At 73.3% G+C, this 24,084-nt stretch carries 21 protein-coding genes and 1 tRNA gene; 11 read left to right on the top strand and 11 right to left on the bottom strand.

Features of this window, described 5'->3' with window-relative positions; translation table 11 throughout:
• Positions 1-704: homocysteine S-methyltransferase family protein (locus ACFXGN_RS27725; protein ID WP_384864383.1), on the bottom strand; the 704-nt coding region annotated here is incomplete at its 3' end.
• 243 nt (positions 705-947) lie between these two features.
• On the opposite strand from ACFXGN_RS27725, the gene ACFXGN_RS27720 reads away from it, so the two are divergent.
• The 6 genes from ACFXGN_RS27720 (at position 948) to ACFXGN_RS27695 (ending at position 8,829) form a co-directional block, all read left to right on the top strand.
• Positions 948-1,712, top strand: a complete 765-nt coding sequence (locus tag ACFXGN_RS27720) for an IclR family transcriptional regulator (RefSeq protein WP_384864394.1) — start codon at positions 948-950, stop codon at positions 1,710-1,712.
• Between the two features lie 699 nt (positions 1,713-2,411).
• Positions 2,412-3,170 carry an MIP/aquaporin family protein gene (locus ACFXGN_RS27715; protein WP_384864381.1) on the top strand — a complete coding sequence of 253 codons (759 nt, stop codon included), beginning with the start codon at positions 2,412-2,414 and terminating at the stop codon, positions 3,168-3,170.
• Positions 3,171-3,204: 34 nt separating this feature from the next.
• The gene (glpK, locus tag ACFXGN_RS27710) at positions 3,205-4,731 is read left to right on the top strand and encodes a glycerol kinase GlpK (RefSeq protein ID WP_384864379.1); all 1,527 of its coding nucleotides are present in this window, start codon (positions 3,205-3,207) and stop codon (positions 4,729-4,731) included.
• A 5-nt stretch (positions 4,732-4,736) separates the two neighbouring features.
• Positions 4,737-6,341: an FAD-dependent oxidoreductase gene (locus tag ACFXGN_RS27705; RefSeq protein ID WP_384864377.1), complete on the top strand. Its 1,605-nt coding sequence runs from the start codon at positions 4,737-4,739 to the stop codon at positions 6,339-6,341.
• Between the two features lie 114 nt (positions 6,342-6,455).
• Complete coding sequence (locus tag ACFXGN_RS27700) at positions 6,456-7,517, top strand: LLM class flavin-dependent oxidoreductase (RefSeq protein ID WP_384864376.1); 1,062 nt, start codon at positions 6,456-6,458, stop codon at positions 7,515-7,517.
• A 142-nt stretch (positions 7,518-7,659) separates the two neighbouring features.
• Entirely contained in the window at positions 7,660-8,829 is a 1,170-nt protein-coding gene (locus tag ACFXGN_RS27695) for a PAC2 family protein (RefSeq protein ID WP_384864374.1), read from the top strand.
• A gap of 315 nt (positions 8,830-9,144) precedes the next feature.
• On the opposite strand, the gene mshC is transcribed toward ACFXGN_RS27695, so the two are convergent.
• The 4 genes from mshC to ACFXGN_RS27675 form a co-directional block, all read right to left on the bottom strand.
• The gene (mshC, locus tag ACFXGN_RS27690) at positions 9,145-10,374 is read right to left on the bottom strand and encodes a cysteine--1-D-myo-inosityl 2-amino-2-deoxy-alpha-D-glucopyranoside ligase (protein WP_384864373.1); all 1,230 of its coding nucleotides are present in this window, start codon (positions 10,372-10,374) and stop codon (positions 9,145-9,147) included.
• Between the two features lie 150 nt (positions 10,375-10,524).
• The gene (locus ACFXGN_RS27685; RefSeq protein ID WP_384864371.1) at positions 10,525-11,331 is read right to left on the bottom strand and encodes an SCO1664 family protein; all 807 of its coding nucleotides are present in this window, start codon (positions 11,329-11,331) and stop codon (positions 10,525-10,527) included.
• Positions 11,328-11,918 carry a DUF3090 domain-containing protein gene (locus tag ACFXGN_RS27680; RefSeq protein ID WP_366444147.1) on the bottom strand — a complete coding sequence of 197 codons (591 nt, stop codon included), beginning with the start codon at positions 11,916-11,918 and terminating at the stop codon, positions 11,328-11,330. The genes ACFXGN_RS27685 and ACFXGN_RS27680 overlap by 4 nt, the downstream gene beginning before the upstream one ends.
• A 68-nt stretch (positions 11,919-11,986) precedes the next feature.
• Positions 11,987-12,676 (bottom strand): histidine phosphatase family protein, encoded by a 690-nt coding sequence (locus tag ACFXGN_RS27675; protein WP_384864369.1) that lies wholly within the window; start codon positions 12,674-12,676, stop codon positions 11,987-11,989.
• 306 nt (positions 12,677-12,982) lie between these two features.
• Between ACFXGN_RS27675 and ACFXGN_RS27670 the strand changes: the two genes are divergently transcribed.
• Complete coding sequence (locus ACFXGN_RS27670) at positions 12,983-13,978, top strand: magnesium and cobalt transport protein CorA (RefSeq protein ID WP_384864367.1); 996 nt, start codon at positions 12,983-12,985, stop codon at positions 13,976-13,978.
• Positions 13,979-13,997: 19 nt separating this feature from the next.
• On the opposite strand, the gene ACFXGN_RS27665 is transcribed toward ACFXGN_RS27670, so the two are convergent.
• The gene (locus ACFXGN_RS27665) at positions 13,998-14,783 is read right to left on the bottom strand and encodes a ferritin-like domain-containing protein (protein ID WP_384864365.1); all 786 of its coding nucleotides are present in this window, start codon (positions 14,781-14,783) and stop codon (positions 13,998-14,000) included.
• Positions 14,784-15,099: 316 nt separating this feature from the next.
• The gene (locus ACFXGN_RS27660) at positions 15,100-16,149 is read right to left on the bottom strand and encodes an LLM class F420-dependent oxidoreductase (protein ID WP_384864393.1); all 1,050 of its coding nucleotides are present in this window, start codon (positions 16,147-16,149) and stop codon (positions 15,100-15,102) included.
• A gap of 129 nt (positions 16,150-16,278) precedes the next feature.
• Between ACFXGN_RS27660 and ACFXGN_RS27655 the strand changes: the two genes are divergently transcribed.
• Positions 16,279-17,256 (top strand): aldo/keto reductase, encoded by a 978-nt coding sequence (locus ACFXGN_RS27655; RefSeq protein WP_384864363.1) that lies wholly within the window; start codon positions 16,279-16,281, stop codon positions 17,254-17,256.
• Positions 17,253-19,721 carry a helix-hairpin-helix domain-containing protein gene (locus tag ACFXGN_RS27650; RefSeq protein WP_384864361.1) on the top strand — a complete coding sequence of 823 codons (2,469 nt, stop codon included), beginning with the start codon at positions 17,253-17,255 and terminating at the stop codon, positions 19,719-19,721. Before ACFXGN_RS27655 ends, ACFXGN_RS27650 begins: the two co-directional genes overlap by 4 nt.
• A gap of 278 nt (positions 19,722-19,999) precedes the next feature.
• On the opposite strand, the gene ACFXGN_RS27645 is transcribed toward ACFXGN_RS27650, so the two are convergent.
• A complete protein-coding gene (locus ACFXGN_RS27645; protein WP_384864359.1) occupies positions 20,000-20,752 on the bottom strand; it encodes a hypothetical protein in 753 nt (250 codons plus the stop codon).
• A 47-nt stretch (positions 20,753-20,799) separates the two neighbouring features.
• Here ACFXGN_RS27645 and ACFXGN_RS27640 point away from each other — a divergent pair, with 47 nt between their 5' ends.
• Positions 20,800-20,988, top strand: coding sequence for a DUF5703 family protein (locus ACFXGN_RS27640; RefSeq protein ID WP_030692832.1), 189 nt, complete (start codon positions 20,800-20,802; stop codon positions 20,986-20,988).
• A gap of 79 nt (positions 20,989-21,067) precedes the next feature.
• On the opposite strand, the gene ACFXGN_RS27635 is transcribed toward ACFXGN_RS27640, so the two are convergent.
• The 3 genes from ACFXGN_RS27635 to ACFXGN_RS27625 all read right to left on the bottom strand — a co-directional run bounded on the left by ACFXGN_RS27635 (position 21,068) and on the right by ACFXGN_RS27625 (position 23,662).
• Positions 21,068-21,799, bottom strand: a complete 732-nt coding sequence (locus ACFXGN_RS27635) for a chaplin family protein (RefSeq protein ID WP_384864357.1) — start codon at positions 21,797-21,799, stop codon at positions 21,068-21,070.
• 142 nt (positions 21,800-21,941) lie between these two features.
• A complete protein-coding gene (gene chpH / locus ACFXGN_RS27630; protein WP_030218232.1) occupies positions 21,942-22,175 on the bottom strand; it encodes a chaplin ChpH in 234 nt (77 codons plus the stop codon).
• Positions 22,176-22,336: 161 nt separating this feature from the next.
• A complete protein-coding gene (locus tag ACFXGN_RS27625; protein ID WP_366444138.1) occupies positions 22,337-23,662 on the bottom strand; it encodes a M20/M25/M40 family metallo-hydrolase in 1,326 nt (441 codons plus the stop codon).
• A gap of 209 nt (positions 23,663-23,871) precedes the next feature.
• Between ACFXGN_RS27625 and ACFXGN_RS27620 the strand changes: the two genes are divergently transcribed.
• Positions 23,872-23,959 (top strand) — tRNA-Leu (locus tag ACFXGN_RS27620).
• Positions 23,960-24,084: the final 125 nt, after the last annotated feature.

The raw sequence follows: 24,084 nt of genomic DNA, 5'->3' as shown, positions 1-24,084 counted from the left end.
AGACCGATCATGTCGATGCCCAGCGGCTCCAGGGCCGTCAGCGCGGCCCCGATCTCCGAGCCGAGCAGCATCGTGCCGGTGGTCTCCACGGTGACGGAGACGATGAGCGGCACGTCCGCGCCGAGGGCTTCGAGGGCGCGGCGGGCGCCGATGACGGACGCCTTGGTCTGGAGGAGGTCCTGGGTGGTCTCCACGAGCAGCGCGTCCGCGCCGCCGGTCAGGAGGCCCTCGGCGTTCCGCTGGTAGGAATCGCGCAGCAGCGGGTAGGGCGCGTGGCCGAGGGTGGGGAGCTTGGTGCCGGGGCCGATGGAGCCGAGGACCCAGCGCTGGCGTCCGGTGGAGGCGGTGAACTCGTCGGCGACCTCGCGGGCGATGCGGGCACCGGCCTCGGACAGCTCGTGGACCCGCTCGGGGATGTCGTACTCGCCCAGGGCTGCGTGGTTGGCGCCGAAGGTGTTGGTCTCGACGCAGTCGACGCCCGCGGCGAAGTACTCCTCGTGCACCGAACGGACGATGTCGGGCCGGGTGACGTTGAGGATCTCGTTGCAGCCCTCGAGGTTCTGGAAGTCGTCGAGGGTGGGGTCCTGGGCCTGGAGCATGGTGCCCATGGCTCCGTCGGCGACGACGACCCGGCTGGCGAGTGCCTCACGGAGGGCTGCGGCGCGGTTCCGGCTGTCAGCGGAAGGGGTCGGCAACGAGGCCATGGATGAGCTCCCTGGGATGCGACGGCTGTCGGCTTTGCGCTCCCGGTGGAGGGCGCACGGGGTCAGCCTAACCGCGCCGGGCCCGGGGCGGACACGGTGTCCCACGGGGCGGACGGCATCCTGTGTCCGGGGACTCCCGGTCCGGCCCGTTCTTGTCCGACACTGTCATGTGTGGGGCAAGGTCGGCATCGACCGATAGTGTTCAGCATTGTCGAACAAGGTAAGAGGGAGAAGGGCCGGGCGATGGCGAAGAACATCCAGTCGCTTGAACGGGCGGCGGCCATGCTGCGGCTGCTCGCGGGCGGCGAGCGCCGGCTCGGCCTGTCGGACATCGCGTCCTCGCTCGGGCTCGCCAAGGGCACGGCCCACGGCATCCTGCGCACCCTCCAGGCGGAGGGCTTCGTGGAGCAGGAGGCGGCCTCGGGCCGCTATCAGCTCGGCGCGGAGCTGCTGCGGCTCGGCAACAGCTATCTGGACGTCCACGAACTGCGGGCGCGCGCCCTGGTCTGGACGGACGACCTGGCCCGGTCCAGCGGCGAGAGCGTGCACCTGGGGGTGCTGCACCAGCGGGGCGTGCTGATCGTGCACCACGTGTTCCGGCCGGACGACAGCAGGCAGGTCCTGGAGGTGGGGGCCATGCAGCCGCTGCACTCCACGGCGCTGGGCAAGGTCCTCTCGGCGTACGACCCGGTGGCGCACAGCGAGGTCGTGGAGGTCGAACGGGAGGCGTTCACCCCCCGGACCACGACGGCGCTGGCCGATGTCGAGGCGCTCCTCGACCTGGCGCGGGCCCGGGGCTGGGCGGCGGACATGGAGGAGACCTGGGAGGGTGTGGCGTCGGTGGCGGCGCCCATCCACGACCGGCGGCGGATGCCGGTGGGGGCGGTGGCGGTGACGGGCGCGGTGGAGCGGCTGTGCCCGTCGGGCGAGCTGCGCCCGGAGCTGGTGGCGGCGGTGCGGGACTGCGCCCGCGCGGTCTCGCGCGATCTGGGGGCCCGCCGCTTCTGACGACCGGGGGGCACCGGTCCTGACGGTCCGCGGCCGGGCGCTCCTGATCATCCGGCGACCCTGCGTTTCCGGCGTCCTGGCGGTCCTGACGGCCCGGGCCCGGCGCCGCCGACCATCCGGCGATCCGGCGCTTCTGTCGATCCCGGGCCGGGCGCTTCTGCCGATCCCGGGCCCGGCGCTTCCGGCGCTCCTGATGACCCGACGTCCCGACGCTTCCGGCGCTCCGGGCCCCACGCTTCTGACGCCCCGGCGCCCCGGCACTTCCGGCGACCCCAGCTTCTGGCGATCCGAGGTCCGGCGATCCTGACGACCCGACGTCCCGACGCTTCCGGGCCCGGCGCGCCACCGCTCCCAGGGTCCGCCCCGCCCCCGCTTCCAGTGACCCGCGCGCCGTCGGCCCGCGACACCCGGGCCCGGCGCTCGCGATGCCCCGGGGCGCCCCCGGACGCGCTGTCCGCTCCGACCCGACCCGCCGGTAACGATCCCGCCATCGGCGGTTCTTTCCTGTCCGGGGACCTTGACGCACTATTGAACGAGGGCAAAACTTCCGTTCATCGGTCGGCATTGCCGAACACCTAACGGTAATAAGCGCTAGAGTGTGGCAGTGCCAAGGGCCGGTGACGCCCTCATACGAGGGCGCGGACCACCGGAGGGACCCGGGGTCCGCCTTCCCCTGGACGAAGGACAAAGGAGTCGCGGGTGTCCAGCTCCGACATCTTCCTCGGCGAGACCATCGGTACCGCCGTACTCATTCTGCTCGGCGGCGGCGTGTGCGCCGCCGTGACGCTCAAGGCTTCCAAGGCCCGCGGCGCGGGCTGGCTCGCGATCACCTTCGGGTGGGGCTTCGCCGTCATGACGGCCGTCTACATGACCGCTTCCCTCTCGGGAGCCCATCTGAACCCCGCCGTCACGGTGGGAATCGCCCTCAAGGACGGGGAGTGGGGCGACGTCCCCGTCTACTTCGCGGGGCAGCTGCTCGGCGCGATGATCGGCGCGACCCTCGTCTGGCTGGCCTACTACGGACAGTTCCGGGCCCACCTCACCGACCCCGAGGCCGCCGCCGGGAAGCCGATCGAGGGCCCCGGCCCGGTGCTCGGCATCTTCTCCACCGGCCCCGAGATCCGGAACACCTGGCAGAACCTCACCACCGAGGTCATCGGCACCACCGTGCTCGTGCTGGCCGTGCTCACCCAGGGCCTCAACGACAGCGGCAAGGGCCTCGGCGTCCTCGGCGCCCTGATCACCGCGTTCGTCGTGGTCTCCATCGGCCTCTCGCTGGGCGGCCCGACCGGCTACGCGATCAACCCGGCCCGCGACCTCGGCCCGCGCATCGTGCACGCCCTGCTCCCGCTGCCGAACAAGGGCGGCTCCGACTGGAGCTACGCCTGGATCCCGGTCGCCGGTCCCCTGATCGGTGGCGCCCTCGCCGCGGGTATCTACACCCTCGCGTTCGCCTGAGCCGTCCTCCCCCAGACTTCCCCAGGAGCACACCGTGACCGACGCACACACCTCCGGCCCCTTCATCGCGGCCATCGACCAGGGCACCACCTCCTCCCGCTGCATCGTCTTCGACAAGGACGGCCGGATCGTCTCGGTCGACCAGAAGGAGCACGAGCAGATCTTCCCGAAGCCGGGCTGGGTCGAGCACGACGCCGCCGAGATCTGGGCCAACGTCCAGGAGGTCGTCGCGGGCGCCCTCGCCAAGGGCGGCATCGCCGCCGCCGACGTCAAGGCCATCGGCATCACCAACCAGCGCGAGACCACGCTGCTCTGGGACAAGAACACCGGCGAGCCCGTCCACAACGCCCTCGTCTGGCAGGACACCCGCACCGACGCCCTCTGCAAGGAACTCGGCCGCAACGTCGGGCAGGACCGTTTCCGCCGCGAGACCGGCCTCCCCCTCGCCTCGTACTTCTCCGGCCCCAAGGTCCGCTGGCTGCTCGACCACGTCGAGGGGCTGCGCGAGCGCGCCGAGCGCGGCGACATCCTCTTCGGCACCATGGACTCCTGGGTCATCTGGAACCTGACCGGCGGCACCGACGGCGGCGTCCACGTCACCGACGTCACCAACGCCTCGCGCACCATGCTGATGAACCTGCACACCATGGAGTGGGACGACAAGATCCTCCAGTCCATGGACATCCCGGCGGCCCTGCTGCCCGAGATCCGCTCCTCCGCCGAGGTCTACGGACGGGTCAGCGGCGGCGTCCTCGACAGCATCCCGGTCGCCTCCGCGCTCGGCGACCAGCAGGCGGCCCTGTTCGGCCAGACCTGTTTCGCCGAGGGCGAGGCCAAGTCGACGTACGGCACCGGCACCTTCATGCTGATGAACACCGGCGACAAGATCATCAACTCCTACAGCGGCCTGCTGACCACCGTCGGCTACCAGATCGGCGAGCAGAAGCCGGTCTACGCCCTGGAGGGCTCGATCGCCGTCACCGGTTCGCTGGTGCAGTGGATGCGCGACCAGATGGGCCTGATCAAGTCCGCCGCCGAGATCGAGACCCTCGCCTCCTCCGTCGAGGACAACGGCGGCGCCTACTTCGTACCGGCCTTCTCCGGCCTGTTCGCCCCCTACTGGCGCTCGGACGCGCGCGGGGTCATCGCCGGTCTCACCCGGTACGTCACCAAGGCGCACATCGCCCGTGCCGTCCTGGAGGCCACCGCCTGGCAGACCCGCGAGATCACCGACGCCATGACGAAGGACTCCGGCGTCGAGCTGACCGCCCTCAAGGTCGACGGCGGCATGACCTCCAACAACCTGCTGATGCAGACCCTCTCCGACTTCGTGGACGCCCCCGTCGTGCGCCCGATGGTCGCCGAGACCACCTGCCTCGGCGCCGCCTACGCCGCCGGTCTCGCCGTCGGTTTCTGGCCGGACACCGACGCGCTGCGCGCCAACTGGCGCCGGGCCGCGGAATGGACCCCTCGCATGGACGCCGACAGGCGCGACCGCGAGTACAAGAGCTGGCTCAAGGCCGTGGAGCGGACCATGGGCTGGATCGAGGACGAGGAGTAATTCACATGACCACCCTGCAGAGCGTCCCTGCCCTCGGGACGCACCCGGCGTCCGGCTCCCTCCCGAGCCGCGCCGAGACCCGGGACCGGCTTTCCAAGGCGACGTACGACCTCCTGGTGATCGGCGGCGGCATCCTGGGCATCTCCACCGCCTGGCACGCCGCGCAGTCGGGCCTGCGGGTGGCCCTGGTGGACGCCGGCGACTTCGCCGGCGCCACCTCCTCCGCCTCCTCGAAGCTGCTCCACGGCGGTCTGCGCTATCTGCAGACCGGCGCGGTGAAGCTGGTCGCGGAGAACCACTTCGAGCGGCGTGCGGTCTCCCGACAGGTGGCACCGCACCTCGCCAACCCCCTCACCTTCTACCTGCCCGTCTACAAGGGCGGCCCGCACGGCGCCGCCAAGCTCGGCGCGGGCGTCTTCGCCTACAGCGCCCTGTCCGCCTTCGGCGACGGCGTCGGCCACCTGCTCTCCCCCGCCAAGGCCGCGCAGGACGTGCCGGAGCTGCGCACGGAGAACCTCAAGGCCGTGGCCGTCTACGGCGACGACCAGATGAACGACGCCCGCATGGCCCTGATGACGGTCCGCGCCGCCGCCGACGCCGGAGCCACCGTCCTCAACCACGCCGAGGTCACCGGCCTCCGCTTCACCCGGGGCCGGGTCACCGGCGCCGAGCTCAAGGACCGCACCAGCGGCGACGAGTTCGGCGTCACCGCCCGCCTCGTCCTCAACGCGACCGGCCCGTGGGTCGACCACCTGCGGAAGATGGAGGACCCCAACGCGGCCCCCTCCATCCGCCTCTCCAAGGGCGCGCACCTGGTCCTCAAGCGGACCGCGCCGTGGAAGGCGGCCCTGGCCACCCCGATCGACAAGTACCGGATCACCTTCGCCCTCCCCTGGGAGGACATGCTGCTCCTCGGCACCACCGACGAGGAGTACGAGGGCGACCCCGGCCAGGTCGAGGTCACCGAGAAGGACACCGCCCAGATCCTGGACGAGGCCGCCTTCTCCATCCGCGACCAGCAGCTTTCCCGCGATCTGATCACCTACTCCTTCGCCGGTCTCAGGGTGCTGCCGGGCGGCCCCGGCGACACCTCCAAGGCCAAGCGCGAGACGGTCGTCACCGAGGGCCGGGGCGGCATGTTGTCGGTGGCCGGCGGCAAGTGGACGACCTTCCGCCACATCGGCCGTACGGTGATGCGGAAACTGGAGCAGCTCCCCGGCCACCCGCTCGGCGAGGACCACGAGCCGGTGTCGGCGCTCCCGAAGCGGCTCCCGCTGCCCGGCATAGCCAACCCGAACGCGGTGGCGCACCGGCTGCTCGTCGACGGACCGGCCCCCGGCCCCCGGATGGCCGCCGACACCGCCCGCCACCTGGCGACCCACTACGGCTCGCTCTCCTTCGACATCGCCCGGATGGCGAACGAGAACCCGGAGCTCGCCCGCCGCGTCCACCCGGACGCGCCGGAGATCTGGGCCCAGGTCGCCTACGCCCGCGACCACGAGTGGGCGGAGACGGCGGACGACGTGCTGCGCCGACGGACCACGCTGACCGTCCGCGGTCTCGCCACGGACGCCATCCGCGCCGACGTCGAGGCGATGCTGCGGAAGTAGCCTCCGGCCGCAAGTCCCGCACCTCCAGGGGCGGTTCCTCGTCGAGGAGCCGCCCCTGCGGCACGCCACACGGCGTCCACACGCCCGCAACACTCCGCGCGCACAGTGGGAGCCATGAAATTCCAGGTGCTCACGATCGTCCACCACTCGCCGCACCCGCTGACCGGCGAACTCCTGTCCCCGGCCGACCGCGTCGAGCAGGTCGTCACGCTCGGCGAGGCCGCCGAGCGGCTCGGCTTCGACGCGTACGCGGTCGGCGAGCGGCACGCGGGCCCGTTCCTCTCCTCCGCCCCGACCGTGCTGCTCGCCGCGCTCGCCGCCCGCACCACCCGCATCAGGCTGCTCACCGGTGTCACGGTGGTCGCGATCCTCGACCCGGTCCGGGTCGCCGAGGACTACGCGACCCTGGACCAGCTCTCCCGGGGCAGGCTGGAACTCGTCGTCGGCAAGGGCGCGGAGGCCGGGCACTTCGACCTCTTCGGTCTCGACGAGGAGCGGCAGTGGGACCTCCAGAAGGAGAAGTACGAGCTGCTGCGCAGGCTCTGGTCGGAGGAGGGCGTCGACTGGGAGGGCGAGTTCCGGCCCGCGCTGAAGAACGTGACCACGGTCCCGCGCCCGTACGCGGGTCCGCCCCGGATCTGGCACGGCTCGGCGACCAGCCTCCACTCCCCCGAACTGGCCGCGAAGCACGGCGACCCGCTGTTCACCGCCAACGCGATCCAGCCCCGCGAGGCGTACGCGAAGCTCATCGCGCACTACCGCGAGAAGTTCGAGGAGCACGGCCACGACCCGGCCCGCGCGCGCGTGGCGGCCGGTTCCGGCGGGCTGCTCATCGCCGACACCGCCGAGGAGGCGGTCAGCCGGTACAAGGAGCTGTACGAGGCGAAGGTCCGGCAGAGCTACCGGCCGCACCTCGCGGGGAAGGCCGGGTACAACACGCCGTTCCGCACGATCGAGGACGCCATCGCGGACGGCCCGCAGCTGATCGGCTCGCCGCAGCAGATCATCGACAAGCTCCTCGGCTACCACGAGCACTACCGGCACGACCTGCAGTCCGTCACCGTCGACGCCTTCGGCCAGTCGACGGCCGAGCAGATCGAGACGCTCCAGCGCTTCGCCGAGGAGATCGCGCCCGTGGTCCGGAGGGAGGCGCCCAGCACGCTCTGGGAGGAGTGATCCCGCCGTGTGCGGAGCCGGGTTCCTGGGTAGTCGATCAAGGCCGCACGGGTTTTCGGGGGTGCCCCGGGGCTGCGGGCGGACCTCCGGAAAGCCGTAAGGTTGGTCCGTTACGACAGGAACTTCGAGAAGGAGGCGCTGGGTGATCGAGCTCGAGGGGGTACCCGAGCTGGTCGACCCGGTCATGGTGGCCGCGTTCGAAGGCTGGAACGACGCCGGCGACGCCGCCTCCACCGCGGTCGCCCACCTGCACCGGGAATGGAAGGGCGAGGTGTTCGCGGCGCTGGACGCCGAGGACTACTACGACTTCCAGGTCAACCGGCCGACGGTCTTCCTGGAGAACGGCGTACGGAAGATCACCTGGCCGACGACCCGCCTCTCCGTGGTCCGGGTCGGCGGCGACAAGCCCCGCGACCTGGTCCTGGTCCGAGGCATCGAGCCGTCGATGCGCTGGCGCTCCTTCTGCAACGAGCTGCTCGCCTTCGCGCACGAACTGGGCGTCGAGATGGTCGTCATCCTGGGCGCCCTGCTCGGGGACACCCCGCACACCCGGCCGGTGCCGGTCAGCGGTGTGACCTCCGACCCGGACCTGGCCCGGACGATGGACCTGGAGGAGACGCGGTACGAGGGGCCGACGGGCATCGTCGGCATCCTCCAGGAGGCGTGCACGCACGCGGGCGTGCCCGCCGTCAGCCTGTGGGCCGCGGTGCCGCACTACGTGTCGCAGCCGCCGAACCCGAAGGCCACGCTGGCGCTCCTGAACCGGCTGGAGGACCTGATCGGGATGCGCGTCCCGCTGGGCGAACTGCCCGAGGACGCGCGGGCCTGGCAGGTCGGGGTGGACCAGCTGGCCGCCGAGGACAGCGAGGTCGCCGAGTACGTGCAGACCCTGGAGGAGGCCCGGGACACGGCGGAGCTGCCGGAGGCCTCGGGCGAGGCCATCGCCAGGGAGTTCGAGCGGTATCTGCGGCGGCGCGAGCCGGGCACGGGGCCGGGTTCCGGTCCCGGAGTGGCCACGGACGGCGGCGACTCGGCGTTCCTGCGGGACACCGGCGGTGGCCGGACGCGCCCGCCGAAGCCCGAGAAGCCGGAGCGGCCGGGCCCGGAGACGGCGCCGGGCGCCGAGTCCGCGCCGGACGCGGACGCCGGGGACGGCACCGGGAACGACGCCGGGGACGGCGCGGCGGAGAGTCCGGGCGGAGCCCCGGAGGGACCGGAGGCGACGGACGTGAGCCCCGGGGCCCCGGACGGAACCGAGGGCTCCGGTGACGTGTCCTCGGACGCGCCGGACGGCGGTTCCGAGGAGAAGTAGCCGCCGGGAACGGCGGACGTGCGGGAGGGGTGCCCCGATGGACCGGGGCACCCCTCCCGCACGTCCGGGCTGGCGCGGGGGAGCCTGCCCCTCCGCCCGGCCCCCGTGGTCCCGCTCCCTGACGTGGCCCTGCCCCGCCGGAGTGGGGCACGGCCCGGAGCGGTCGCGCTCGGGCGGCCCCCCGGCCGTGAGGAACCCGAGCCGTACGGCCGTGAGGAACCCGGGCCGTACGAAGGAACCGCCCCCGGGCTTCGCGGGGAAGTCCGGGGGCGGTCGCGCGGAAGGGAGTCGCACCCTCCCGGTGGCGGGCGGGGACTACAGGGCGACGCCGAGGAGGGCGTCGACGGCGCGGGAGACCAGACCGGGGGCGGAATCGTCGGTGCCGCCGTCGGACTCCTGGAGCGCGGCCCAGCGGTCGACCGCGGCGAGCGCCGCCGGGGCGTCGAGGTCGTCGGAGAGCGCCTCGCGCAGCTCCTCGACGAGCGCGTCGGCGGACGGGCCGTCGGGGCGGGAGACGGCGGCGCGCCAGCGGCCGAGGCGCTCCACGGCGTCCTGGAGGACCTGGTCGGTCCATTCCCAGTCGGCGCGGTAGTGGTGCGAGAGGAGCGCGAGGCGGATGGCGGCGGGGTCGACGCCGTCCCGGCGGAGCCGCGAGACGAAGACCAGGTTGCCCCGGGACTTGGACATCTTCTCGCCGTCGAGGCCGACCATGCCCGCGTGGACGTACGCCTTGGCCATGGGGAACTCGCCGGTGAGCGCCTGGGCGTGGGAGGCGCCCATCTCGTGGTGCGGGAAGATCAGGTCGGAGCCGCCGCCCTGCACGTCGAAGCCCATGCCGAGGTGGTCGAGGGCGATGGCGACGCACTCGATGTGCCAGCCGGGGCGTCCGGCGCCGAGGCTGGCGCCGTCCCAGCTGGGGTCGCCCTCGCGGGCGGCCATCCAGAGCATCGGGTCCAGCGGGTTCTTCTTGCCGGGGCGGTCGGGGTCGCCGCCGCGCTCGGCCGACAGGTGCCGCATCAGCTCGGTGCTGTAGTGCGAGACCCCGCCGAAGTGCGGGTCGGCGTCGACCGAGAAGTAGATGTCGCCGTCGAGCTCGTAGGCCGCGCCCGCGTCCCGCAGGCGCTCGACCAGCGGAACGATGCCGGGTATGGCCTCGACCGCTCCGACGTACTGCTGCGGCGGGAGCATCCGCAGAGCGGTCATGTCCTCGCGGAAGAGGGCGGTCTCGCGCTCGGCGAGGCCGACCCAGTCGATGCCGTCGCGGATCGCGCGCTCCAGGAGCGGGTCGTCCACGTCCGTCACGTTCTGGACATAGTGCACCTGCCGCTTGGTGTCGAGCCACACGCGCTGAACGAGGTCGAACGCGTTGTAGGTCGCCGCGTGACCCATGTGGGTCGCGTCGTACGGCGTGATGCCGCAGACGTAGATACGGGCGACGGGGCCGGGGGCGAGGGTCACTCGTCCGCCGGTCGCGGTGTCGTGGATCTGGAGGTCGCGGCCCTTGCCAGGAAGGGCGGGGACCTCAGAAGCGGGCCAGGCATACATGACCCGAGCGTAACCGGACAGGTGTTCCGGATACGAACCGGATGCGGGATCTTGACCGATTAGGCGCTCTTGCGGGTCGGAGGCGCCCGTGCATACCCCCCAGGGGTGCCGGACGCCTCCACGGGTGCTGGCTGAAACGTTTCGGTCGGCTCAGACCGGCGGCCAGGGGATCGCGGGCCACTCCCCGGAGGGCTCCGGGTGCCTCCCCGAGGCCCGCAGGGCCGCCACGCGCGCGCGGACGGCCGCCACCTCGGCGCCGGTCAGCAGCTCCGCCAGACGGGTGGCGAGCGGCGCCCCGGGCGCGAGGGAGTCGTCGAGCCCCGCCAGCACCCCGGCCGTCCCGGCGGGCAGCTCCTCGCCCGCCCAGCCCCACAGCAGGGTCCGCAGCTTGTCGTCGACGTGGAAGGAGACCCCGTGGTCGATGCCGTAGAGGCGGCCGTCGGGGGCGGGCAGCAGATGTCCGCCCTTCCGGTCGCCGTTGTTGATGACCGCGTCCAGGACGGCGAGCCGCCGCAGCCCGGGGGTGTCGGCGTGGACCAGGAGCGCGATCCGGCCCTCGTCCACCTGGGCGGGGCCGACGCCCTTCCAGCCCTCGCCCGGCTCGTCGTCCTCGGTGAGGGCGAGCAGCCGGGCCGCCGGGTCGGCCTCGACCCACAGCTGGACCATGCCCTCGCCGTACGGCCCGTCACGGAGCACGGTCGGCGGGACCAGGCCCCAGCCGGTGGCCTCGGAGACCTCGTAGGCGGCGACCTCCCGCTGCGCGAGGGTGCCGTCGGGGAAGTCCCACAGCGGGCGCTCCCCGGCGACCGGCTTGTAGACGCAGGCCGCCTCCCGGCCGCCGTACGCGACGGAGCAGTACAGGACGGCGTTGGACGCCTCGCGGACCCGGCCTCGCACGGTCAGCTCACCGCGGGCGAGCAGTTCGGCGTCGTCCGGCGGCGTCGGGGGGCTGCTCATGCTCCGCGGCGGTATCCGTTCTGGCGCGGGCAGACGTGGCCCTCGGGGTCGAGCGGCAGGCTGCACAGCGGGCACGGCGGGCGGCCCGCGTTGACGACGTCCAGGGCCCGCTTGGCGAAGGCCCGCGCCTGGCCGCCGCTGAGGCGGACGCGGAGCATCGGCGGGCCGTTCTCCTCGTCCTGGAGCAGCCGCTCCTCGGCCTCGGCGAGGTCCTCCTCGGACTCCACGTCCAGCTCGACGAGCGCCTGCGCCTCGACGATCATGCGCTGTTCCTCGCCGTCCCAGGCGAGGGCCATGGTGCCGACCCGGAACTCCTCGTCGACGGGTACGTCGAGGGGGGCGGTGTCCGTCACCTCTGCGGGGGCGACGGCCGGGACCGGGGCGTTGCCCCCGGTGCGGCGCACGACCTCGTCGAGGAGTTCGTCCATGCGCTCGGCGAGTGCGGCGACCTGTGTCTTCTCCAGGGCGACGCTGGTGACCCGGCCGCCGGCCGAGGCCTGGAGGAAGAAGGTACGGCGGCCAGGCAGCCCGACCGTACCGGCCACGAAACGCTCCGGTGGGTCGTAGAGGAACACCTGACGGGACACGTTCCCGGCTCCCTTGCGGCTCGACGGTCGTAACGACAACGGCGCGTCCACCCTACTGCGCGAAAGGATCAGGGTGTGCCCGCACCGCCCCCGACGGCGGCCGTCCCGCTGTGATCCGCGTGCTCGCGGGGCCCGAATCCGGCGAAGTCGCCCGTGTCCCCGAGGCGGAGGAGGAAGGGACGGGTCCGGGTCCAGCGGATCACCGTGACCGAGCAGGGGTCCACGTGGACGCGCTGGAAGAGGTCGAGGTGGAGACCGAGGGCGTCCGCCACGACGGACTTCACGATGTCGCCGTGCGAGCACATCAGGTAGCAGGCGTCCTCGCCGTGCTCGGCGTCGATCCGCGCGTTCCAGTCGTGGACGGCGTCGACGGCCCTGGCCTGCATCGCGCGCATGGACTCGCCGCCGGGGAAGGCGGCGGCGGAGGGGTGCGCCTGGACGATCTCCATCAGGGGTTCGTCGTTCAGCTCGGCCAGCTTGCGGCCCGACCAGTCGCCGTAGTCGCACTCGTTGATCCGGTCCTCGACGTGCAGCGGGAGGCCGGGGCGGGCCTCCAGGAGCGGCCGGACGGTCTCCCGGCAGCGCTGGAGGGGGCTGGAGACGACGGCGGCGAGCGGGACGTCCGCGAGGCGCCCGGGGAGCGCGGCGGCCTGCGCGGCCCCGCGCTCGTCGAGGGCGATCCCGGGCGTGCGCCCGGCGAGGAGCCCGGAGGTGTTGGCGGTGGAGCGTCCGTGCCGGACGAGGATCAGCGTGGCCATGACCGCCAGCCTAGGCGGTACGCGGCCGGGCCGGACGCGGGCGCCGGGGCCGTACGGGAAGGGGGTACGGGTCCGGACGGAGCGGCCGAGCGGGAGCGGCGCGCGTATGCCCGGCGGAGCCCGCCAGGACCGGGCCGCGCGCGCGGCGGACGCGGTGCTCCCCCGCTGTCCCGGCCCGGAGGGTCCGGGCGGACACGGCTCGGGGAGGGGGTCGTACGCGCGCGGGGCGGGCCGACCGGCCGTGGAGGAGCGCGGGGCGGGGGCCGGTCGTCGTACGCGTGCGTGGCGGGGTCGTTTCGGGGGAGAATGCCCCGCGTGATCGTGGACTCAGCCATCTACCGCGACGGGCACCGCACGGACGGGCCCGCCGACCTCTCCGACGCCCTGGCGGAGGCGCGGGCCACCGGGGACGCCTTCCTGTGGGTGGGGCTCCACGAGCCCACGGCGGCGGAGTTCGGCCATGTCGCCTCGGAGTTCGCGCTGCACCCGCTGGCCGTCGAGGACGCCCTCAAGGCCCATCAGCGGCCCAAGCTGGAGGTCTACGACGACTCGCTGTTCGCGGTCCTGAAGCCCGTCGTGTACGAGCCGGAGAGCGACCGGGTCACCTCCGGCGAGCTGATGCTGTTCATGGGCGACTCCTTCGTGGTGACCGTCCGGCACGGCGGCGGCGCGCCCCTCGCGGAGGTCCGCCGTCGGCTGGAGGACGACCCCGGCGTCCTGAAGCACGGCCCGACGGCGGTGCTGTACGCGGTGAGCGACACGGTCGTGGACCACTACCTCGACGTGGCGACCGAGCTCCAGGTGGACCTGGAGGAGCTGGAGACGGACGTCTTCGCGCCCTCCGGGGGCGTTCCGACGGGCAACACCGCCGAGCGGATCTACACGGCGAAGCGGCAGGTCCTGGAGTTCCGCCGGGCCGCCGGGCCGCTCGCGGGGCCGCTGGCCCGGCTGACGGCCGGTTCCGTGCCGTTCGTGAACGAGCCCGCGCGGCCCTTCTTCCGGGACGTCGACGACCATCTGCTGCGCGCCAACGAGCAGGTGGAGGGGCTCGACCGGCTGCTCACGGACATGCTGTCGGCGCATCTGGCGCAGATGGGGGTGCGGCAGAACGACGACATGCGGAAGATCTCGGCGTGGGCGGCCATGGCCGCCGTGCCGACGATGGTCGCGGGCGTCTACGGCATGAACTTCGACCACATGCCGGAGCTGCACTGGGTGTGGTCGTACCCGGCGGTGCTCTGTCTGATGGCGGGGATCGTCATGGGGCTGTACCGGACGTTCAAGCGGCGCGGCTGGATGTGAGGCGCCCGGCCCCGGGGTCTCAGTAGGCGGGCGCGGGGACGGCGGGACCGCCGAGGGCGTCGAGCCGCTCGGGCGTCCTCAGACCGACCATCCGGTGCCATCCGGCCGCCCGCTCGTACGCGTACACCGCGTGGATGCCCGCGGCGAGGACGGCCGCCTTGGGGCGGGACCAGCCCAGGACACGGCCCATGTGGCCCATCACGGCGAGGCTCACGTCCCGGTGGACCCGGATCTCGACGAGCGCGGACTCGCGCAGGGTCCGCTGGATGAGGCGCCCGTGGCCGGCGCGCGCGAGCCGGAGCAGCTCCTCGTGGCAGTAGGCGAGGTGGTTCGCCTCGTCGTCGTCGATCATGCGGATGGCCCGGCCCAGTTCGGGGTGGTCGCCGAAGTACGCCACGAGCATGTCCATCTGGTCGGCGGCGCGCTGCTCGGTGACCCTGCTGTGCGCGAGGTAGACGATCACGTCCTCCTCGGTCAGCCGCTCGTCGCGGCGCAGCTTGTCGTGGGTGAGCCCGATGCCGCGCCGTTCGAGGAGCATCGTGTAGTCGGTGTCCGGCGGTACGGGGACGGGTTCGAGGCCGCGCTTGCGCAGCAGCGCGCGGAAGATCCGGCCGTGCTTGTCCTCGTCGGCGCCGTGCCGGACGATCTTGGGCGTGAGTTCCGCCATGCCGGGGGCGACGAGGGCCGCGATCCGGGCGTTCTCCCAGCCGCCCTGCGACTCGCCGCTCGCCGCGATCGAGCAGAAGAGCCGGAACGACTCGTCGTTGTCGATGATTTCCTGGAACAGGCCCTTGGCCGTGAGCATCGCCGCCACCTCCGTGCGGACGTCCGCGTTCCGTACGTCCGGGGGACCGAGTCAAATGCGGTCGGCGCCCCCGGGCAACAGGAGGGGTTCCCGGGCTCGGCCGAAAGAGTGAGGGCCGGGGGCCGTAACCGGGGGCGTCGTGGAGCGTTGTGCTGGATGACGGCCGTGGCGGGGAAGACCCCCCGAGCCCCCACCACGGCCGCGGACCTCCACCCGCTCCCCGGTGTACGCGTACACCGGGGAGCGCGGTGCGTCGGGAACCCGGGACGTACCCGGCCGGGCCGGTACGTCCCGGGTCCCCGGGCCCGCGCGCTCCCTACGCCAGGCCCGCGCGCTCCATCGCCGTCACGCCCGCCCGCAGCGCCGCCAGCCGCTCGTCGAGGGTGAACCCGGCGGGGGCGAGGGTGAGGGTGGTGACCCCCGCCTCGGCGTAGGCCGTCATCCGCTCCGCGATCCGCTCGACCGGGCCGAGCAGGGTGGTCTGGTCGATCAGGCTGCGGGGCACGGCCGCCGCCGCCCCCGTCTTGTCGCCGGCCAGGTACTTGTCCTGGATCTCGGCGGCCTCCTTCTCGTACCCCATGCGCCCGGCGAGCTGGTGGTAGAAGTTCTGCCGTCGGCTGCCCATGCCGCCGACGTACAGCGCCGTGTACGGGCGGAACACGTCGGCGAGGGCGTCCACGTCGTCGCCGAGGGCCAGCGGCACGGTCGGGCAGACGTCGAAGCCGTCCATCGTCAGACCGGCCTTCTCGCGGCCCGCCCGCAGCGGTCGCAGGGCCGTCTCCTCCAGGTGCGCGGCCGACGGGAAGATCAGCAGGGCGCCGTCGGCGATCTCGCCGGTCTGCTCCAGGTTCTTCGGGCCGATGGCCGCGATGTACAGCGGGATGCGCTCCCGCTCCGGGTGCACGGTCAGCTTGATGGGCTTGCCGGGGCCGCCGGGCAGCGGCAGGGTCCAATGCTCGCCCTCGTGGGTGAGGCGCTCGCGGGACATCGCCTTGCGGACGATCTCGACGTACTCGCGGGTCCTGGCCAGCGGCTTGTCGAACTTGACGCCGTACCAGCCCTCGGAGACCTGTGGGCCGGAGACGCCGAGGCCGAGGCGGAACCGGCCGCCGCTGAGCGAGTCGAGGGTGGCCGCGGTCATCGCCGTCATGGCGGGCTGCCGGGCCGGGATCTGCATGATCGCCGAGCCCACGTCGATCCGCTCGGTCCGCGCGGCGACCCAGGCGAGGACGGTGGGGGCGTCGGAGCCGTACGCCTCGGCGGCCCAGCACACGTCCAGGCCGAGCCGGTCCGCCTCCTGCGCGACGGCGAGGTTGTCGCCGTCCATGCCCGCACCCCAGTAGCCGAGATTGATGCCGAGCCGCATGTACACGCACCCCTTACCCATCGGTAACGTACCTGTGCGCCGGACTCTAGCGCGCTGCCGGGGCATCCGTCAGGGCGCGTTGTCCACAGGCTCTCTCCGCGTGGTGCCCTGGCCAGTACTCTCGCGCCCATGGAGCAGAGGCATCTCGGACGTACCGGCCTGCGCGTGTCGCGCATCGGACTCGGCACCCTCACCTGGGGCCGGGACACCGACGAGCACGACGCCGCCGAGCAGTTGAAGGCGTTCTGGGACGCGGGCGGCACGCTCGTCGACACCGCCGACGTGTACGGCGGGGGCGAGGCCGAGTACCTGCTCGGGCGGCTGATGGAACGGCTCGTGTCCCGGCAGGACCTCGTCCTGTCGACCAAGGCGGGCAGCGTGCCGGACCCCGACCGGCGCACGGACGGCTCCCGGGGCCATCTGCTCGCCGCTCTCGACGCCTCCCTCGCCCGGCTCGGCACCGACCACGTGGACCTGTGGCAGCTGCACGCCTACGACCCGCACACGCCCCTGGAGGAGTCGCTCCAGGCCCTCGACATCGCCGTGCGCAGCGGGCGGGCGCGGTACGCGGGCGTGGCCAACTTCTGCGGCTGGCAGCTCGCCAAGGCGGGCACCTGGCAGCTCGGCGGCGACCGGACCCGGCTCGCCGGGGCGCAGCTGGAGTACTCGCTGCTGCAGCGGGGCGTGGAGCGCGAGGTGCTGCCCGCCGCCCAGGACCTGGGCATAGGACTGCTGCCCTCGTCGCCGCTCGGGCGCGGGGTCCTCACCGGCAAGTACCGGAGCGGGACGCCGACGGACTCGCGGGGCGCGTCGGAGACGATGGGGCCGTTCGTGGAGCCGTACCTCGACGAACCGGCGAGCCGGATCGTGGAAGCGGTCGCCATGGCCGCCGACGGGCTCGCCACCACCCCGCTGCACGTGGCGCTCGCCTGGGTCCGCGACCGGCCGGGAGTGACCGCCCCGATCGTCGGCGCGCGCACGGCGCGCCAGCTCACGGCCGCGTTGTCGGTGGAGACCCTTAGTCTTCCTGACGAGATCTGCCGGGCGCTGGACGATGTGTCGGCGCCCGTGCACCGCTATCCGGATCACGACTGGAGCACCTTGTGACCGAGCCTTCCGGGGGGACCGCACCCGAGGCACCCGAGTCCCCCGATGACACGGCACCCGCCGAGCACGCGGGGGAGACCACCGGGACCGGGGACACGCCGTCGGAGACCGAAGCCGGGCACGGACCGGGGTCCGTACCACCACAGGCCGGACCCGGGGACACGTCCCCGGAGGCCGACGCCCGGGATGGGGACGTGTCCCCGGAGGCCGCGCCCGAGGGGACCGGCACGGCGCCGGGGGACGGGACCGAAGAGGCACCGCCCGAGGACGGGGCCGGGAGCGGGGACGCTCCGCCGGAGGCCGGGAGCGAGGGCGGCGCCGGGGACGGGGCCGACGCGGCGGACACCGTTCCCGCAGGGGAGGCCGCCGACCGGGCCGAAGGTACGGATACAAGTACGGGCACGGGTACGGGCACGGGTACGCCCGAGCTGAGCGAGGCGCAGGCCGAGCTGGCCGCCCAGCGCGAGCTGCGGGCCAGGATCGAGGCGCGGAAGGCGGGCAAGGAAGGGACGGTGACGAGCGGCACCGGCCTCAGCGGCACGGCGGCCGACCTCCTCGCCGCCGTACGGGCCGTCGAGGGCGGCAAGGCCTCGGGCAGTGCCTTCTACGAGTCCCCCGAGCCCGCCCCCCGCCGCCCCGCCGCCGGACCTGCCGCCGGACCCGGCCCCGGGTCCGGGTCCGGGTCAGAACCCGGGTCCGCGCCGACGGCCGCCCGCCCGTCCGGGCCCGCCCGCCCGTCCGCACCGGCACCCGGCACCACCGACGCCGTCCGGGAGGTCCTGGCCAGGGGCGGTGCCCCCGAGGCGCTGGCCGGGCAGATCGCCGGGGCGTTCGGCGAGGGGGCCGCCGCCGCGCTGCTCGACGACCCCTGGCAGCTGCTCGCCGTGCCCGGGGTGCGCCCCGAGCAGGCCGACGGCTTCGCGCGGGCGCTGCTCGGCCCCGCGTGTGCCCCTGACGACCCGCGCCGCGCCGTCGCCCTGACGGTGTGGCTCCTGGAGCGGGCCGCGCTCCGGGGCGACACCGCGCTGGAGGCCGGAGCCGTGCGCGCCGGGCTCGCCGGGCACCGGGTGCCCGATCCGGACGCGGCGGTCGAGGAGGCGGTCTCGGCGGGCGCGGTGCTCCTCTTCCAGGAGGAACCCCCCGAGGAACCCGAGGGGGACGAGGAGCACGGGGACGAGGAGGAGCACGGGGAGGGCGAGGCCACCGCCGCGCCCGCCTCCGAGGTGCCCGCCCCGCCCGCGCTGCTCGGTCTCGACCGGTACGCGCTCGCGGAGGAGAGCCTCGCGGAGGGCCTCGCCCGGCTCGTACGGACCGCGACGGCCGCGCCCTGGGACGGCTCCGAGCTGGAGCGTGCCACCGGGGCGCACGGCCTGGTCCTGCACACGGGCGGCGAGGCCGCCCGGACCGAACCGGTGGCCCTCGCGGCGGCGGCCCGCGCGCGCGGGCTGCGCGCCCTGGTCGCCGTCCACTCCGACGGCGGGCGCCGGGCGCTCGGCGACGGGGCGGCGGACGCGGTGACGGTGGCCGCGCTGCTCTCGGGGACGGCGGGGCCCGGCCGGGACGAGGACGGCGCCCTGGCCCTGGACCTCCTGGTGGTCCTGGACGCCCCGCAGCTGGACGTGGAGACCGCCGCGCTGCTCGTGGAGTCCCTCCCCGACGGCTGCCGTCTGGTGCTGGGAGGCGACCCGGAGGTGCTGGGCGCGCCCGGTGCCGGGCGGGTCTTCGCCGATGTGCTCGCGGCCCGGGTGTGCCCCCGGGTCGCCTCGCGGCTGCCCGACCCGGGGCCGCTCGGGGAGCTGGTGTCGGGCATCGGCGCGGGCGAACTGAACCGGGTGGAGGCGCCCGGCAAGGAGATCGTCATCGTCCCGGTGCGGGACGCGGGCGAGGCCGTGCACCGTACGGTCCAACTGGTGGCCGACTCGGTGCCCAGGGCGATCGGGGTGCCGCCGGAGCAGACGCAGGTGGTCACGGTCGGCCACGGCGGCTCGGCCGGTACGCGCGCGCTGAACGCGGCCCTGAAGCAGCGGCTCAACCCCGGACCCGGCCGGTTCGGCGGCTACGACCCGGGCGACCGGGTGGCGTACGCCCCGGCGCCGGGCCTGACGGTGACGGGCACGGTCGTGGGGGCCGAGCCGGAGGGCCTGCGGTTGCGGTGCGGGGACGGGACGCCGGTGGTGCCCCGGGACCGGCTGGAGTCGGAGCTGCGGCACGGCTGGGCGCTCACCGCGCATCAGGCGGCCGGGGCGCGCTGGCCCGCGGTGGTCGTGGTGCTGCCCGGGGACGCCGCCGGGGGGCTGAGCCGCCCGTGGGTGTACACGGCGTTCGGCCGGGCGGAGCGCCATCTGTCGGTCGTGCACGGCGTGGAGCAGGCGCTGCCCCGCGCGGTGGCCGAGGGCGTGGCCCCGGAGCGTACGACCCGGCTGCGCCCGCTCCTGGAAGCGCTGCTGGCCGTACCGGAGAAGTAGGCCGCTCTTTCGGCTCCCGTCCGGTCCGGGGCCCGGACCGGACGGGGCCCGGCACGACACCTCGGGGCGCTGCCGGAGCGGCCGGGGCGTTCCCTCCGTGTCGCCAGGCACCCCACCCGGGCCCGGGTGGGCGTGACCGGCGGGAGCCGGGGCGCGGAACGGCGGAGGGCCGGGACACCATGATCGGTGTCCCGGCCCTCCGCCGTCTCCCCCGGTCGTCCCGGCTCGCTCCGTGCGGGTCCCCCGGTCGGCGCCCGGCCGACGGCCCCTGGGGCCGGTCAGACGCCGGAGCGGCGGGCGTCCACCACCTCGGCTCCGTCGTCGTCCTCGGCTCCGTGGTCCTCGGCGTCCTCCTCGCCGTCGCCGTCCTCTTCGTGCTCGGCGTCCTCTTCGTGCTCCTCCTCGTCGTCCTCGGCGTCCTCGTCGAAGACGGCGCTGACGTCGAAGCGGCAGACGATCCGCTCCGGGTCGACGTGCTCGAAGGGCGCGTCGAGCCACTCCCCCGGTTCGGGAAGCTCTTCGGCGGCGGTGACCCAGAGCGTGGAGTCGCCTTCCTCCAGACCGAACTCCTTGTGGCGCGAGGCGATCTCGTCGGGTTCGTACTCGCCGAAGAGCACGCCGAGCGCGGCGAGCGGTGAGACGCCCGCCCTGGCTCCCGGCCCGGTGGGGTCCGCCGGTCCGTCGGCCCCGGCGACGCGACGCGCCTGGGCCAGCAGCCGCTGGGGTTCCGCCACCGCGTAGTCGCGGCGGATCAGGAGGCTGAGGGCATGGGGTTCGTCAGGTCCGGAGTACGGCGGCAGCGCGCCGTCGGCTCCGGGGATCTCGAAGGGGGTGACCTCGTCGTAGCGGTCGTAGAGGAGTTCGTCGTAGGCCTCGGCCGCCGTGGCAAGGGCGTTGAAGGCTTCGTAGACGGCCGTGTCGTCGTCCCCCGAGCGGCGTTCGACCGCCGCGAGGTGACGGTCCAGTGCGGCTTTGACCGCCTCGGCGGCGGCGCGTACCTCGGCAGCGGTGGGCTGCGCAGCATCAGACATGGGACAGACGCTATCCGTACCAGGGCGGTGCCCGCACAATAGATGCGATGCCGGAATACGAATTTGTCGACGTGTACGTGCCGCGCGGCGTCTCCCGCAAGGAGGCCGCACGACTGCTGACGGACCACGCGGAGTACGGGCACTGGGAGTTGGACCGTCTCAGCCTGCACCGGGACGGGAGTCGCAGGGTGCGGCTGAAGCGGCGGATCATCCGCCAGGTCCGGGCGACCTGGTGAGCGGACGAGAAGGGGCCCCGCGGTGTGCGGGGCCCCTGTGCGTGGTGCGTCGGACGGGTCTTGCGGGGTTCCGGAGGGGTCAGGCGGCGCGGCGGGCGCGGCGGTAGATCAGCGAGCCCGCGAGCAGCAGTCCCGCTCCGGCGGGGACGATCACGCCGAGCGGTCCCGAGCCGGTCTCCGCCAGCTTCTCGAAGGCGCGGGGCGGGGCGGCGGGGTGCTCGCCGGGGGTGTCGGTCCCGCCCTCGCTCTTGGGCCCCTCGGGGGTGCCCGGGTTGCCGGGGGTACCGGGCTTACCCGGAGTGCCTGGATTCCCGGGGGTGCTCGGATTCCCGGGGTTGCCCGGGTGGCCGGGATTCCCGGGGCGGGCCGGCTCGGCGCCGTCGGCGCAGCGGTTGCCCGCCGCCGGGTTGAGCAGGCCGACTCCCGTGACGCTGTTGCCGCACACGTTCACGGGGACGTCGACCGGCACCTTGACGGTGTTGCCGGAGGCGATGCCGGGAGAGTGGTTCGCGGGCCCGTCGGCGGAGGAGCCACCGCCCGGATTCCCCCCGGGTTTCCCGGGCTTGGAGGTGTTGGCGCACGTGTTGCCCATCGCCGGGTTGAGCAACCCGACGGCGTTGACGGTGTTCCCGCAGGCGTTCACCGGCACGTGCACCGGGACCTGGACGGAATTGCCGGACGCGATGCCCGGGGAGTTCGTGGCCGCGCCCTGCGCGCCGGAATCGGCGTGGGCGTAGCCGCCGCCGATCGCGGCGAAGATTCCTCCGGCTGCCGCAACGGTGACGAGACCCTTGCGCGTGACCTGTCGCATAGCTGTTTTCCCTGCCTGCTCGGCTTCGAGGAGAGAGCCACCGGGCAGTGGACCCGGGGCGGAAATGACCACCGGCCCCGGAGTGCATGGCACGCACTCCGGGGCCGGACGGACTCACGCCCTCAGGGGGCGAAGCCCGATGTCAGGCGTTGACGCAGGTGTTGCCGAAGGCGGGGTTCAGCAGACCGATCACGGAGACCGTGTTGCCGCACAGGTTCACGGGAACGTGAACCGGCACCTGGACGACGTTGCCCGAGAGGACACCGGGGGAACCGATGGCGGCACCCTGGGCACCGGCGTCGGCGACGGCCATGCCCGCGCCCGCGAGAACGAGACCGCCCGTGGCAGCCGCAGCGGCGACGACCTTCTTGATCATTATTCCTCCTAGTTGGCAATGCGGTCCCAGCCGCGGACCGCACACCTGTAACGAGGGGGAATGGTGAGGGCTACGAGCCCCTGTGTTCATTCACTCTTTCCGGTCACATGCGAACGCGCGGACGAATCGGGCGGCCGGCGGGTGCCCGGAGGGTGCCCGGTTCAGCAGGCGTCGATGAACCGGTCCAGGACCCGGACGCCGAACTTCAGGCCGTCCACCGGTACCCGCTCGTCCACGCCGTGGAACATCCCGGCGAAGTCCAGCTCCGGCGGGAGCTGGAGCGGCGCGAAGCCGAAGCAGCGGATGCCGAGGTCGTCGAAGGACTTGGCGTCGGTGCCGCCGGAGAGCATGTACGGCACGGCGCGGGCGATCGGGTCCTCGGCGCGCAGTGCCAGCTGCATGGCGTCCACCAGGGCTCCGTCGAAGGTGGTCTCCAGGGCCTTGTCGCCGTGCACGTCCTCGCGCTTCACGCGGGGGCCGAGGATGCGGTCGAGGTCGGCCAGGAACTCCTGCTCGTAGCCGGGCAGGAACCGTCCGTCGACGTGCGCGGTGGCCTGGCCGGGGATCACGTTGACCTTGTACCCGGCGCCGAGCATGGTCGGGGCGGCCGAGTTGCGGAGGGTGGCGCCGACCATCTTGGCGATCCCGCCGAGCTTGGCGAGGGTGCCGTCCATGTCCTCGGGGTCGAGCGGGGTGCCGAGCGCGTCCGAGAGCTCGTCCAGGAAGGACCGTACGGTCTTGGTCACCCTGACCGGCCACTGGTGGCGGCCGAGGCGGCCGACCGCCTCGCACAGCTCGGTGATGGCGTTGTCGTCGTTGGTCATCGAGCCGTGGCCGGCCGTGCCCTCGACGGTCAGGCGCATCCAGTGCATACCCTTCTGGGCCGTCTCGACCAGATAGAGCCGCAGGTTCTCGTTGACGGTGAAGGAGAAGCCGCCGACCTCGCCGATGGCCTCGGTGACCCCGTCGAAGAGGCCCCGGTGCTTGTCGACCAGGTGCCGGGCGCCGTAGGTGCCGCCCGCCTCCTCGTCGGCGAGGAAGGCGAGGACGATGTCGCGCGGGGGCTTGCGGCCACTGCGCAGCCGGTCCCGTACGACCGCGAGGGTCATCGCGTCCATGTCCTTCATGTCCACGGCGCCACGGCCCCAGACACAGCCGTCGGCGACCTCGCCGGAGAAGGGGTGGTGGGTCCAGTCCTCGGCGTTGGCCGGGACGACGTCGGTGTGGCCGTGGATGAGCAGGGCGGGGCGGGAGGGGTCCTCGCCCTCGATGCGGGCGACGGTGGAGGCCCGGCCCTTGTGCGACTCGATGATCTTCGGTTCGAGGCCCACTTCCGCGAGCTGCTCGGCGATGTACTCCGCCGCGGCCCGCTCCCCCGGCCCGGAGTGGTCGCCGTAGTTGCTGGTGTCGATGCGGATGAGGTCGCGGCAGAGGTCGACGACCTCGTTCTCCGCGGTGACGCTCCGGCCGGTGTTCGACTCGCTCACGCTGCTTCCTCCCACTAGGTGCCCCACGTGACTGCTTCGGTGCTCGCCCCCATCCTCCCGCGCGCCCCCTCTCCGGCCCAAGGGCGGCCCTCCGCCGACATGCTCCCGTCACATGACGGGGGCCCACCGGGGGTGGTGATCGGCCACCTCGGATCCTGGTATTGTTTTCCACGTCGGAAGGGCCCAGCGGCCAGGAAGACAGACACCTTGTCCGGGTGGCGGAATGGCAGACGCGCTAGCTTGAGGTGCTAGTGCCCTTTATCGGGCGTGGGGGTTCAAGTCCCCCCTCGGACACCAGCTAAGACCCCAGTTGATCTGGGGTTTTTTGCTTTTTCTGGCCGTGGCGTGACCCACCACGTGACCAACAGCCGAGAAACTTCCTGGTCAGACCAGGGATGACAGGCCGAGTCGGCCCGCGCCGC

Source organism: Streptomyces sp. NPDC059247, from assembly GCF_042754005.1.
Taxonomy (GTDB): Bacteria; Actinomycetota; Actinomycetes; order Streptomycetales; family Streptomycetaceae; genus Streptomyces.
The sequence above is the reverse complement of the archived record's forward strand: the minus strand, read 5'-3'. Positions and strand labels throughout refer to the sequence as shown.